The sequence below is a fragment of the Rhodoferax sp. ZS1R25 genome (genome assembly GCF_056521335.1).
Window position 1 is genome coordinate 1,094,618 of record NZ_JBWMAZ010000002.1, and the last position, 12,757, is coordinate 1,107,374.

Consider the following 12,757-nt stretch of genomic DNA (forward strand, 5'->3'; position numbering starts at 1 on the left):
AATGCCTTCGATGCTAGCATGGGCGCGTTCCTTGCTTCGTTCGAAGCGCCCTCCACTCCCACCTGTTTGACCCATGAAAAATGCCCCTGCCGCTGAGACGGCCAAGCGTAGCAAAGACAACGAACGCCCTCTGGTGGAGGACATCCGTCTTCTGGGTCGCATTCTGGGCGATGTGATTCGCGAACAAGAGGGTGTGGAAGCCTATGAACTGATCGAACAGATCCGCAAGCTGTCGGTGGCGTTTCGCCGCGATGCCGACCACGAGTCCGACAAGGCGCTGAAAAAGCTGCTCAAGGGCCTGTCGGGTGACCAAACCGTGAGCGTGATCCGCGCCTTCACGTATTTTTCGCACCTGGCCAACCTGGCCGAAGACCGCCACCACATCCGCCGCCGCGCCATCCACGAGCGCGCCGGTGACACGCAGGAAGGCAGCATCGAGGTGGCCATGTCGCGCATGCGCTGGGCGGGCATTTCGCCCAAGACCATCTCGCAAACGCTGGCCCAAAGTTATGTGTCGCCCGTGCTCACCGCCCACCCCACCGAAGTGCAACGCAAGAGCATTCTGGATGCCGAACGCGACATCGCCCAGCTGCTGACCACGCGCGATGAAATCAAGCTGCGCGCCATCTCGGTCGACAGCAAGAAAGACGCCCTCACCCCCAAAGAACTGGCCGCCAATGAAGCCCAGATGCGGGCCCGGGTGATGCAGCTGTGGCAAACCCGCCTGCTGCGCTTCAGCAAGCTCACCGTAGCCGACGAGATCGAAAACGCGCTGAGCTACTACGAATCCACCTTTCTGCGCGAGATTCCCAAACTCTACGCCGACCTGGAAGAGATGCTGGGCAACCAGCCCGTGCACAGCTTCCTGCGCATGGGCCAGTGGATTGGCGGTGACCGCGACGGCAACCCCAACGTCAGCGCCCAGACCCTGGAATACGCGCTGCGCCGCCAGTCTGAAGTGGCCCTGCGCCACTACCTGACCGAAGTGCACCGCCTGGGTGCCGAGCTGTCCATCTCTGCCATGCTGGCCGACTGCACCCCCGAGATGCAGGCCCTGGCCGAACGCTCGCCTGACCAGAACGAACACCGCAAGGACGAGCCTTACCGCCGTGCCCTGACCGGCATGTACGCGCGCTTGGCCGCCACCCTTCTGAGCCTGACCGGCACCGAGGCCGCCCGCCACGCCGTGGCCCCGCAAAACCCCTACCTGCTGGCACAAGAGTTTGTGGCCGACCTGCGCACCATCGCCGCCTCACTCAAGGCGCACCACGGTGCGGCCCTGATCAAGCAACGCCTGCACCCGCTGATCCGCGCGGTGGAAGTGTTTGGCTTCCACCTGGCCACGGTGGACTTGCGCCAAAGCTCTGACAAACACGAAGAAGTGGTGGCCGAGCTGCTGGCCACGGCCCGTGTGGAGGCCAACTACAGCGCGCTGGACGAAGCCGCCAAGCGCACTCTGCTGCTGGGTCTGCTGAACGACGCACGAACGCTGCGCGTGCATGGCGTGGACTACTCGGCCCACGCCCAGGGCGAGCTGGCCATCTTTGCCGCCGCCAAGGTCATGCGCGAGCGCTTTGGCTTTGAAGCGATCCGCCACTACATCATCAGCCACACCGAAACCGTGAGCGACTTGCTCGAAGTGCTGCTGCTGCAAAAAGAAGTGGGCCTGATGCGCGGCACGTTGGACGCGCAAGCCATCGTGGACCTGATCGTGGTGCCACTGTTCGAAACCATTGAAGACCTGCGCAACGCCGCACCCATCATGCGCGAGTTCTATGCCCTGCCCGGCGTGGCCGATCTGGTCAAGCGCAGCGGTGCCGAGCAGGACATCATGCTGGGCTACTCTGACTCCAACAAGGACGGCGGCATTTTCACCAGCAACTGGGAGTTGTACCGCGCCGAGATCGCGCTGGTCGAGCTGTTCGATGTGCTGGACAAGCAGCACAAGATCCAGCTGCGCATGTTCCACGGCCGTGGCGGTACGGTCGGTCGCGGCGGTGGCCCCAGCTACCAGGCCATCCTGGCCCAGCCCCCCGGCACCGTGCGCGGCCAGATCCGCCTCACCGAGCAAGGCGAAGTGATCGGCTCCAAATACGCCAACCCAGAAATCGGCCGGCGCAACCTGGAAACCCTGGTCGCCGCCACGCTGGAAGCCACGCTGCTGCAGCCCACCAAGTCCGCCACCAAGGCCTTCCTGGAGGCCGCGGCCGAGCTCTCACAAAACAGCATGGCCGCCTACCGCGCGCTGGTGTACGAAACCCCGGGCTTCACCGAATACTTCTTTGCCTCCACGCCCCTGCGCGAGATCGCTGAGCTCAACATCGGTTCACGCCCCGCATCGCGCAAGGCCTCGCAAAAGATCGAAGACCTGCGCGCCATTCCTTGGGGCTTCAGCTGGGGCCAGTGCCGCCTTACCTTGCCTGGCTGGTTTGGCTTTGGCTCGGCAGTGCAGAAGTTCATCAGCTCTGGCACACCCGAGCAGCAGAAGGAGCGCACCGCCTTGCTGCAAAAAATGTACAAGCAATGGCCCTTCTTCGGCACCCTGCTCTCCAACATGGACATGGTGATGGCCAAGAGCGATCTGGCGCTGGCCTCGCGTTACTCGGAGCTGGTGGGTGATGCACGCCTGCGCAAGAAGATCTTCAGCGCCATCGAAGCCGAGTGGCAGGCCACATCGCAAGCCTTGACCACCATCACGGGCGAGAAGGGCCGCCTGGCCAACAACGCCGCACTGCAACGCTCAATCCGCCACCGTTTCCCCTACATCGACCCGCTGCACCACCTGCAAGTTGAGCTGGTGCGCCGCTACCGCGAAGGCAAGGCCGACGAGCGCGTGCAACGCGGGATCCACATTTCGATCAACGGCATTGCGGCCGGCCTGCGCAACACGGGCTAAGTGACTCAGCAGACCGTAGGGCCCACCAGCCCTACGGCTTCCAGCGTGCTTCGATGCGGGCGTACTCGCCCGACTTGCGGACTTTTTCGAGGCCTTCATCAAACTGGGCAATCGTGCGTTCAATGCCAGGAAAGTCGCGCGCGAAAGAGATGTAGAGCTGCGGCTCCACCAGCACCCCACGCTGCTTGAAGCCTTGTGCCAACTCCGGGTGCTGGCTGGCAATGTGTGCAGCCACCCGGTCAAACACCAGCGCATAGTCCACCCGCCCCGCCACCAGCTTGCGCAGCGAGGTCAGGTCGGACGACGACACGTCGCGCATCATGTAGGGGTCGTTGTCAAACGCAGCGCCGTAGTCGTAGCCATTGGTCACGCTGACGCGCGTGCCACGCAGCGCCTGCAGATCGATCTTGCTGTCGGGCTGGTTGCTGCGGCCGTAGATGGCAATGCGTGCCTTGAACAGCGGGTGTTTGTGCCATCGGTACTTGGTCTCGGTGCGTGCATCGCGCAAGGTGTCAAAGCAACCGGCCAGGCGGTTGTTGTCCACCTCTTTCATGCAGCGCGCATAGGGCAAGGGCACCAGTTCCACTTCCACACCCGCAGCCGCCCAGGCCGCACGCGCCAGGTCCACGGCAAAGCCCGCGGGCCTGCCGTCCTCCACATAGGCGTAAGGCCGCCAGTCGTCTTCGGCGCCTATGCGGATCTTGTCTGCGGCCCACACCCCTGCCGCGCCCCACAGGCAGCAGGCCAGGCCCAGCAGGCGCAGCCTCATTGCGTAATCAGCCCCCGCACCACCGTCAGCTGGCGGCGCGAGACCGACAGCAACTCGTCCACCCCCTGCAGCCGCACGGCCCAACCGTCGCCCTCTTCATGGTCAAAGTGTTTCTCCAACGCGCGCACGGCACGGCGCGCCACGATGGCGTTGCGGTGCACGCGCACGTAGTGCTCACGGTATTTTTCTTCCAGGTCGTTCAGCGAACCGTCCAGGATGTAGTGACGCGCTGCAGTGCGTACGGTGATGTATTTGAGCTCGGCCTTGAAGTAGATGACCTGGTGCAGGGGCACGCGCTCGGTGCGGTGGCGTTCCTGGATCACCAGCACTTCGTCTGAAGCGAAATTGGCCACGGGCCCCGACTGGATCTGCGCGAAGCGCTCTGCTTTTTGTAGCGCCGCCTGCAAGCGTTCCAGCCGCACCGGCTTGGTTAGGTAGTCCACCGCCTCCAGCTCAAAGGCCTGCACCGCGTGCTCGGCATGCGCGGTCACAAACACCACGGCGGGTGAGCGCGGCAGCGCCCGCAGCGATTCGGCCAGCGCCAGCCCATCGGCACCGGGCATATGGATGTCCAGAAACACCAGGTCCACGGGCTGGCGGCGCAGCAGCTCCAGCGCCTGGCTGGCGTTGGCGGCTTCAGCCACCACATCGGCGGCGGGGGACTTGCAATCGCCCAGCAGGGTGCGCAGGCGGGAACGCGCCAGGGGCTCGTCATCGACCACCATCACCTGCAAATGTCGGGGAGCAGCTACGGGCATGTTCATGCGGGGAACTCCATTCGCACCTGATAAACGCCGTCGCGCAGACCGCTGCGGAACTGGCCCTGCACATCGTGCAACAGCGACAGGCGATCTTGCACATTGCGCAGCGCCAGGCCATGGCCCTCGGCGCCCTGTCCGGCGGGCACGGTGTTGGTCACCTTGACCACCACTACGGAGCCACGCCGCTGGGTAGAAATGCGGATGGCCGCGCCAGCCGCGCTGGGCTCCACGCCGTGGCGCACTGCGTTCTCTACCAACGGCTGCAGCAGCAGGGGCGGCAGCTTGGCGTGGTCAGCCTCGGGATCCAGCGACCACTGCACGTCCAGGCGGTCGCCAAAGCGTACTTTCTCAATCGCCATATAGCGCTGAGCCAGCGCAATTTCTTCAGCCAACGTCACCTCAGCGCCCTGGTCCATCAGGGCGTGGCGAAACAGGTCGCTCAGGTCTTCCAGCAGGGTCTCGGCCTTGGCGGGTTCGGCACGCACCAGCGCAATGGCGCTGTTCAGGGTGTTGAACAAAAAGTGCGGGCGGATGCGCGACTGCAGCTCGGCCAACCGCGCCGCCGTGTCGGCCGGGGTGCGGCCCTTGGCGCGCATCACCAGCGCGGCCACCAACAACGAGGACAAAAACGCACCGCTGAACATGCTGGCCACCCAGGGCGACCGCTCCAGCAGCCCGGCCACGGCCAGCAGGCTGCAGCCGTAGGCACCGGCCACCGCACCCAGGCCCACGGCGACCGAATACTGCACCCCCGCCGGCATGCGGGCCAGCCAGCGCTTGACGATGCAGGCGGTCAGCAGCCAGGCCAGCGTGGCCGGCAGGGCCGCGCCGGTGACCAGCGCCAGGCGCATCACCCAGTCCCACAGTGAGCTGGCGGCATACATGGACGCCACCCCCACCGCCACTTCGACAAACAGCACCGCGCGCAGCACCACGCCCATCTGGCAGGCATCGAACACCAGCGCCGGCGCCTTGGGCACGGCCGGTGGCCCCTGGGGCAGGTCCTGGAACGTCGATAATATTTGGGTGTCGTTCATGTCCACCGGATTTTGACTCCATTCTGAGAAGCGCTTCCCATGTCCCAAAACCAATTCGATAAAAAGTCTCAAGCGTGGTCCGCGCTGTTTTCTGAGCCCATGAGTGATCTGGTCAAACGCTACACCTCCAGCGTGTTCTTTGACAAGCGCCTTTGGCAGGCCGACATTACCGGCAGTCTGGCGCATGCCGACATGCTGGCCGCCCAGGGCATCATTGCCGCCGAAGACCATGCCGCCATCCAGAAGGGCATGGCCCAGATCTGGGGCGAGATCGAATCCGGCGCGTTTGAATGGAAGCTGGACCTGGAAGACGTACACCTGAACATCGAAGCCCGCCTGACCCAGCTGGTGGGTGATGCCGGCAAGCGTCTGCACACCGGCCGCAGCCGCAACGACCAAGTCGCCACTGACGTGCGCCTGTGGCTGCGCAGCGAGATTGACCTGATTGGCGAGCTGCTGGTGGACCTGCAAAAGTCGCTGGTGGATGTGGCCGAAGCGAATGCCGAGGTCATCCTGCCCGGCTTCACCCATTTACAGGTGGCCCAGCCCGTGAGCTTTGGCCACCACATGCTGGCCTATGTGGAAATGTTCAGCCGCGATGCCGAGCGCTTTGGCGAAGTGCGCCGCCGCACCAACCGACTGCCGCTGGGCAGCGCAGCATTGGCCGGCACCAGCTACCCGCTGGACCGCGAACGCGTGGCCAAGACCCTGAATATGGACGGCGTCTGCCAGAACAGCCTGGACGCCGTAAGCGACCGTGACTTTGCCATCGAGTTCACCAGCGCCGCCAGCCTGACCATGGTCCACATCAGCCGCATGAGCGAAGAGCTCATCATCTGGATGAGCCAAAACTTCGGCTTCATCAAGATTGCGGACCGTTTCACCACGGGCTCGTCCATCATGCCGCAGAAGAAAAACCCCGACGTGCCAGAACTGGCCCGCGGTAAGACCGGCCGCGTGGTCGGCCACCTGATGGGCCTGATCACCCTGATGAAGGGCCAGCCCCTGGCCTACAACAAGGACAACCAGGAAGACAAGGAACCGCTGTTCGACACCGTGGACACCTTGAAGGACACCCTGCGCATCTTCTCCGAGATGATTGGCGGGCAAGTGAATGCAGCCACGGGCCAGAAGGAAGGCGGCATCAGCGTGAACGCCGAAGCCATGGAGCGCGCCGCCCTCAAGGGCTACGCCACAGCCACCGACCTGGCCGACTACCTGGTGAAAAAGGGCCTGCCCTTCCGCGATGCCCACGAGACCGTGGCCCATGCCGTCAAGGCGGCCCAGTCCCACGCCTGCGACTTGTCCGAGCTGCCCCTGGCCGTGCTGCAAGGCTTCCATGCCAGCATCGAAAAAGATGTGTACGAGTGCCTGAGCCTGCGCGGCTCGCTCAATGCGCGCAACATTCTGGGTGGCACCGCGCCTGCTCAGGTGCGGGCGCAGATTGCACGGCACCGCACTCGGTTAGGCTGAGGATCACTCAACCCGCCAGCGCCCGCTCCAGGTCATGCGCCAAGTGGTCCACCGCTTCTTCCGTGGTGGCCCAGGAGCACATGAAGCGGGCGCCGCCACCGATGAAGGTGTAGAAGGTCCAGCCCAGGGCCTTAAGGCGGGCAATCGCGGGTTCGGGCAGGTTCACAAACACGCCATTCACCTCGGTGGGCAGCAGCAACTCGGCGCCGGCAATGCCAGCCACCTTGTCGGACAGGCGCTGCGCCATGGCGTTGGCATGGGCCGCGTGGCGCAACCAGGCGCCGTCGGTCAACATGGCCAGCCAGGGGGCGGACAGGTAGCGCATCTTGGACGCCAGCTGCCCGGCCTGCTTGCAGCGGTACGAAAACTCTTCGCCCAGCTTGCGGTCAAAAAACACAATCGCCTCGCCAATCGGCAGGCCCATCTTGGTGCCACCAAAGCACAGCACGTCCACGCCGGCGCGCCAGGTGATGTCGGCCGGTGCCACCTTCAACGCGGCCACTGCGTTGGCAAAGCGCGCGCCGTCCATGTGCACCTTCAGGCCATGCTCTTGCGCAATACGGCTGATGCCGCTGATCTCACCCTTCTGGTAGACCGTGCCCATCTCCGTGGACTGGGTCAGCGTCACCACCTTGGGCCGTGGGTAGTGCACATCAGTGCGGCGGGTGATGACCTCCAGCACGCCGGCCGAGGTGAGCTTGCCGTGGCGGTGGGGGGCCGAGAGCAGCTTGGAGCCGTTGGAGAAGAACTCGGGTGCACCGCATTCGTCCGTCTCCACGTGCGCCGTGTCGCTGCAGATCACGGCCTGGTAGGACTGGCACAGCGAGGCCAGCGCAATCGAGTTGGCCGCCGTGCCGTTGAACACAAAGAACACTTCAGCATCCGCCTCGAACACCTCGCGCAGCCGGTCGCAGGCCAGGCGCGTGGCATCGTCATTGCCGTAGGACGCGGCAAAACCTGTATTCGCCGCGGCAAAGGCCTGCATGGCCTCGGGGCAGATGCCAGAGGTGTTGTCGCTGGCGAATTGCAGGTAGTGGCCGGGGTGCTGTGGGGTTGCAGTGTTCATGGTGACGTGGGCGGTGTAAGATTGGATTAGCGGATATTTCCGGTATATCGAACAAAAATCCATTTTACCGACCAAAACCACCATGGCGCAAGTCCCCTCCTCCAGTCCCCTCATCGACGGCCCGCCGGCCGTTGGCTCCAAGCTGCAGGAGATCCGCAAGGCGCAAAAGCTTTCGCTGGACGAACTGTCCAAGCGCGCGGGGGTGTCCAAGTCCATGCTGTCCGAGGTGGAGCGCAACCAGGCCAACCCCACGGTGGGCGTGCTGTGGCGTCTGGCCAGTGCGCTGGGCTTGAGCCTGACCGACCTGCTGGCCGGTGGCGTGGCCGACAAGGTTGCGCCCACGGTAGAGCTGGTGGGCGCGCACAGCATTCCGGTCACGACCAGCAACGACGGCAAATGCACGCTGCGCATCCTGGGGCCCATTGCCCTGGCCGGCAAGGTGGAGTGGTACGAGCTGGCAGTAGAGGCCGGTGGTGTGCTGGCGTCAGAGCCACACGAGACGGGTGCGCGTGAACATTTGTCGGTGCTGAGCGGCACGCTCACCGTGCAGGCGGCCGACAGCAGCAAGGTGCTGAAAGCTGGTGACAGCGCGCGCTATGCGGTGGATGTGCAGCACGCCATTCGCAATACCGGCAAGGGCCTGGCCAAGGCGCTGCTGGTGGTCGAGTACCTGAGCTAAAACCAAACCAAAGTGGCCTCTAGCCCCCGCTAGAATATGCGCTAGCAGCTACTAATACGATAGCGACTTGGCGAGGATGTTGCTGATCGACTCGGCCAATTCTTGTGGTTCGAACTTGGCCACATAGGCATCCGCCCCCACGCTGGTGGCGTGGCCTTCGCTGGCGGTGCCCGTCAGCGACGAATACACGATGACCGGGATGCCCGAGAAGCGAATGTCTTGCTTGATGTTGCGCGTGAGGGTGAAGCCGTCCATCTCGGGCATTTCCAGATCCGTCAGCACCAGGGCGACCCGGTCCTTGATCTTCTTGCCCTGCGCGGTGACTTCCGTGTGCAGGCTGTTGAGCTTTTCCCAGGCTTCCTTGCCGTTCTTCACCGCCACAAAGTGAACGCCCATGGTCTTCAGGCTTTCTTCCACCAGCATGCGGGCCACGGCGGAGTCATCGGCAAACAGCACGATAGAACCCGGTGGCATGTTGACCTTGGAGATGCCGGAGTTCTTATTCTCCTGGCTGTGCGTGGCGGGGAACACGTCGCGCAAAATTTGCTCCACATCCAGCACCTGGGCCAGGCGCGAATCCTTGGCATCGCCGTCAATGCGGGCAACGCCCGACAGCAGCATGGAAGAACTGGAATCCGCCGCCAGCAGGTGCTTCCACTCCAGCTGCACGATCTCCACCACCTCGTCCACCAAAAACGCCTGGGTGTTGCGCGCAAATTCGGTCACCAGCACGATGCCCGATTCGGTCTGCGGCACGCAACCCGCCAGGCGCGGCAGATCGATCACCGGGATCAGCTGGCCGCGCACATTGGCCAGACCCATGGCGAACTGGGGGGCATTGACGATGGCGGTGATGTGCGGCGCCACCACGATCTCGCGCACCTTGAACACATTGATGCCGAACAGCTCGCGCCGGGTAGAACCCTTCTCTTCACCCAGGCGAAACAGCAGCAGCTGCAGCCGGTTGTCGGCACCGCTGGACGCGTGCTGGGTGGGTTTCATTGCTGTGTTCATGTCAATTCCCGCGGTGTTTTGGACCACACGATAGCAGGATGGCGCGCCGCCTCCAACTTTCCCGCGCCGGGCTGACTCAGGCGATCCACTCCACGGGGGGCTTCCAGGTCGCGCACCAGGCAGGAATCTGCTCGGCCGGCATGGGGCGCGCAATCTCATAGCCCTGGCCCAGGTGGCAGCCCAGCGCAATCAGCTGCCGGCCGTGGGCCACGCTTTCCACCCCCTCGGCAATCACTTCGCGGTGAAAGGCCACGGCCAGCCCGATCAGCCCGCTGACGATGGACAGATCACTTTGGTCGTCCAGCATGTCGCGCACAAAGCTGCGGTCGATCTTCAGCACGTCCACCGGCAGGCGGCGCAGGTAGGTGAGCGAGGAGTAGCCGGTGCCAAAGTCGTCGATCGCAAAGCGCACGCCCACGCGGTGGCACTCTTGCATGATGGTGGTGGTGGAGCCTATGTCGTCCAGAGCGCTGGTCTCCAGTACCTCCAGCTCCAGATGGCTGGCATCCACGTCAGGGTGGCTGGCCAGCACTGCAGCCAGCTGCTGCGCAAAGTCCTGCTGCTGCAGTTGTCGGGCGGCGATGTTCACGCTCACCGGCAGCAGCAGGCCCTGGGCTTTCCACGCCACCATTTGCTGCAGCGCCGCATCAATCACCCAGGCGCCCACGGCCTCGATCAGTGGGTGCTTTTCGATCGACGGCAGGAAGGCGTCGGGCGGCAGCAGCCCTTTTTCGGGGTGCTGCCAGCGGATGAGCGCCTCCACGCCCACGATGGCGCCCGTGCGCATGTTCACCTTGGGCTGGTAGTGCAGCACAAACTCCTGGTTGCTCAGGGCCTGCGAAATCAGTTCCTGTTGCAGGCTGCGGCTTTTCACCTCGGCGTCTTGCGCAGAGTCGAACATGTGGAAGCGGTTTTTGCCACTCTGCTTGGCCTCGTACATGGCCTGGTCTGCATGGCGCATCAGCTGGTCGGCCTCGGCGTTGTCCTGCGGGTATATGGTGACACCAATGCTGGCGGTGACCCGCAGGTCGCGACCGTCGATGCGCACCGGCTCGGAGCAGGCGTGCAGCACCCGGGTCACCATCTGGATGCAATCCTGGACGTTTTCCACATTGGTCAGCACCGCCACAAACTCGTCACCGCCCATGCGGGCCAGCGTGTCCACATCGCGCAGCGCGGCCTGCATGCGCTGGGACACGGCCACCAGCAGCGCATCTCCCGCCTCGTGGCCAAACTGGTCGTTGACGGCCTTGAACCCATCCAGGTCCAGGTACAGCACCGCCAGGCTTTGGTAGTGGCGCTGGCACATGGTCATGGCCTGGTGCAGGCGGTCTGAGAGCAGCAGGCGGTTGGGCAAATCGGTCAGCGCGTCAAAGTGTGCGCCGTGCTCCAGCTTCTCCTGCTGCAGCTTGAGCACGGTCACATCGGAGAACAGCGCCACGTAGTTGCGCACCTTGCCCGAACTGTCCTTGACCTTGCTGACCGTGAGCCAGGCCGAGTAGGCCTCACCGTCCTTACGACGGCTCCACATCTCGCCCTTCCACTCGCCATGCCGCAGCAGCGCGCGGCGCATGCCCTGGAACACCTCGGGCCCTTGCCGGCTGGAGCGGAACATGCTGGGCGGGTTGCCCACCACGTCTTCGCGGGTGTAACCGGTGATGCGGGTGAAGGCCTCGTTCACCTCCACGATCAGCCCCGCCCGGTCGGTGATCATGATGCCCTCACCCGTGTTGTTGAACACGCTGGCCGTGAGCCGCAGCTGGCGTGTGGCGCTTTTTTGGGCGGTGATGTCGCGGGCGATTTTGGACGCCCCCACCAAGTGGCCAAAGCTATTGCGGATGGGCGAGATGGTGACCGAGACATTGATCTCGCTACCGTCCTTGCGCAAGCGCACCGTCTCAAAGTGCTCCACGCCTTCGCCACGCCGGATTTTCTCCAGGATGACCCCTTCTTCACCCAGCCTGTCGGCTGGCAGCAGCCGCAGAATGGGCTGGCCAATCATCTCGGCGGCCGAGTAGCCAAACATGCGCTCGGCCCCCGGGTTCCAGCTGTTGATGATGCCCTCGAGCGACTTGCCGACGATGGCCTCATCGGTGGAGTGGATGATGGCCTCGGACCGGCGCGAAGACGTCAGCGCCCGCATGAGTACCGAGCTCATCACCAGGCTGGCAATGGACAGCAAGCCCGCCACGACGCCGAAGATGGCGGTGTGCTGCCGCCAGGGCGACAACACATCGTCCTTGCTGGCGCTGACGTACACCACCAGCGGGTAGTCGTCCACCCTGGAGAACGACACCAGGCGCGGCCGGCTGTCGAACAGACTGCGCTCGGATTCGTACGCGCCCTTGGCCATCACGCTCATGTAGTTGCCCCAGGCCTGGCCCTTGGCAATGGACATGCCGACGGTCTTCTCGTTCATGGGGCTGCGAAACAGCACCGTGCCATCGGTGCGCACGATGCCAATGGTGCCCGCGGGCTTGATGCGCTCGGCGTCAAACGCGCCGTCAATGCGCTCCAGCTCAATGATGATCAGTATGAGCGCCACATTGCCACCCCCGCGGTCCACCGGCGCCGAGATGGGGATCACCCACTTCTTGCTAATCCGGCCCAGGATGGGCTGGCCGATGAAGAGGCCGCGAGTTTTGGGGTCGCGCTGGGCCAGGAAGTAGTCGCGGTCCGCCACATTGACGTTTTGGCCCTGTCCCTGGTCGGGCACAAAGCGCAGGTCCCCGCTTTGGGTGACCAAACGAATGTCCAACAGACCATTCGAGGCCTTGCGCAGCTTGTCCACCTGGGCCACAAAATCCGGGTTTTTGGACGGGTCCTGGTCCGGGTGATCGGCCATCCAGTGGTCGGTGGCGATCACCAACGACTCGGCCTGCTTGAACAGGCTGTGCGTTTGCGCCTGCACGGCGGCGGTCAGCTGCTCCAGCACGCGGGTGTTGGAGTTGATGGTGTTGGTGTATTCCCACCACGACCAGAAGCCTACAAAGCCCCAGATGCACACCAGCAGTGCACCCATGAGCGCAATCACCTCACGGTGACTGTTGGCGTTAAAACGC

General features: G+C 63.9%; 9 protein-coding genes. 3 read left to right on the plus strand and 6 right to left on the minus strand.

What is annotated here, in order from left to right:
* Positions 1-73: 73 nt before the first annotated feature.
* Positions 74-2,896 carry a phosphoenolpyruvate carboxylase gene (gene ppc, locus AC097R_RS15945; protein ID WP_479599115.1) on the plus strand — a complete coding sequence of 941 codons (2,823 nt, stop codon included), beginning with the start codon at positions 74-76 and terminating at the stop codon, positions 2,894-2,896.
* Between the two features lie 31 nt (positions 2,897-2,927).
* Here the strand turns inward: ppc and AC097R_RS15950 are convergent, their stop codons facing one another.
* The 3 genes from AC097R_RS15950 to AC097R_RS15960 are packed head-to-tail and all read right to left on the minus strand — an operon-like array spanning position 2,928 to position 5,463.
* A complete protein-coding gene (locus AC097R_RS15950) occupies positions 2,928-3,665 on the minus strand; it encodes a substrate-binding periplasmic protein (RefSeq protein ID WP_479599116.1) in 738 nt (245 codons plus the stop codon).
* Complete coding sequence (locus AC097R_RS15955) at positions 3,662-4,429, minus strand: LytR/AlgR family response regulator transcription factor (RefSeq protein WP_479599117.1); 768 nt, start codon at positions 4,427-4,429, stop codon at positions 3,662-3,664. Before AC097R_RS15955 ends, AC097R_RS15950 begins: the two co-directional genes overlap by 4 nt.
* Positions 4,426-5,463 carry a sensor histidine kinase gene (locus AC097R_RS15960; RefSeq protein ID WP_479599118.1) on the minus strand — a complete coding sequence of 346 codons (1,038 nt, stop codon included), beginning with the start codon at positions 5,461-5,463 and terminating at the stop codon, positions 4,426-4,428. Before AC097R_RS15960 ends, AC097R_RS15955 begins: the two co-directional genes overlap by 4 nt.
* A 39-nt stretch (positions 5,464-5,502) precedes the next feature.
* On the opposite strand from AC097R_RS15960, the gene argH reads away from it, so the two are divergent.
* On the plus strand, positions 5,503-6,936 hold the full coding sequence (gene argH / locus AC097R_RS15965; protein ID WP_479599119.1) for an argininosuccinate lyase: 1,434 nt from the start codon (positions 5,503-5,505) through the stop codon (positions 6,934-6,936).
* A gap of 7 nt (positions 6,937-6,943) precedes the next feature.
* Here argH and AC097R_RS15970 read toward each other — a convergent pair whose 3' ends face one another.
* Positions 6,944-8,002 carry a threonine aldolase family protein gene (locus AC097R_RS15970; protein ID WP_479599120.1) on the minus strand — a complete coding sequence of 353 codons (1,059 nt, stop codon included), beginning with the start codon at positions 8,000-8,002 and terminating at the stop codon, positions 6,944-6,946.
* Between the two features lie 82 nt (positions 8,003-8,084).
* Between AC097R_RS15970 and AC097R_RS15975 the strand changes: the two genes are divergently transcribed.
* Entirely contained in the window at positions 8,085-8,681 is a 597-nt protein-coding gene (locus AC097R_RS15975; protein WP_479599121.1) for a helix-turn-helix domain-containing protein, read from the plus strand.
* 51 nt (positions 8,682-8,732) lie between these two features.
* On the opposite strand, the gene AC097R_RS15980 is transcribed toward AC097R_RS15975, so the two are convergent.
* Both AC097R_RS15980 and AC097R_RS15985 read right to left on the minus strand, forming a co-directional pair.
* Positions 8,733-9,695: a chemotaxis protein gene (locus tag AC097R_RS15980; protein WP_479599122.1), complete on the minus strand. Its 963-nt coding sequence runs from the start codon at positions 9,693-9,695 to the stop codon at positions 8,733-8,735.
* 76 nt (positions 9,696-9,771) lie between these two features.
* Complete coding sequence (locus AC097R_RS15985) at positions 9,772-12,717, minus strand: bifunctional diguanylate cyclase/phosphodiesterase (RefSeq protein ID WP_479599124.1); 2,946 nt, start codon at positions 12,715-12,717, stop codon at positions 9,772-9,774.
* Positions 12,718-12,757 lie beyond the last annotated feature (40 nt).

Bases quoted from the DNA above. Each gene is read 5' to 3' on its own strand.
- argH (WP_479599119.1), top strand. From the start codon at position 5,503: ATGTCCCAAAACCAATTCGATAAAAAGTCTCAAGCGTGGTCCGCGCTG.
- AC097R_RS15955 (WP_479599117.1), bottom strand. From the start codon at position 4,429: ATGAACATGCCCGTAGCTGCTCCCCGACATTTGCAGGTGATGGTGGTC.
- ppc (WP_479599115.1), top strand. From the start codon at position 74: ATGAAAAATGCCCCTGCCGCTGAGACGGCCAAGCGTAGCAAAGACAAC.
- AC097R_RS15975 (WP_479599121.1), top strand. From the start codon at position 8,085: ATGGCGCAAGTCCCCTCCTCCAGTCCCCTCATCGACGGCCCGCCGGCC.
- AC097R_RS15980 (WP_479599122.1), bottom strand. From the start codon at position 9,695: ATGAACACAGCAATGAAACCCACCCAGCACGCGTCCAGCGGTGCCGAC.
- AC097R_RS15960 (WP_479599118.1), bottom strand. From the start codon at position 5,463: ATGAACGACACCCAAATATTATCGACGTTCCAGGACCTGCCCCAGGGG.
- AC097R_RS15950 (WP_479599116.1), bottom strand. From the start codon at position 3,665: ATGAGGCTGCGCCTGCTGGGCCTGGCCTGCTGCCTGTGGGGCGCGGCA.
- AC097R_RS15985 (WP_479599124.1), bottom strand. From the start codon at position 12,717: ATGGGTGCACTGCTGGTGTGCATCTGGGGCTTTGTAGGCTTCTGGTCG.
- AC097R_RS15970 (WP_479599120.1), bottom strand. From the start codon at position 8,002: ATGAACACTGCAACCCCACAGCACCCCGGCCACTACCTGCAATTCGCC.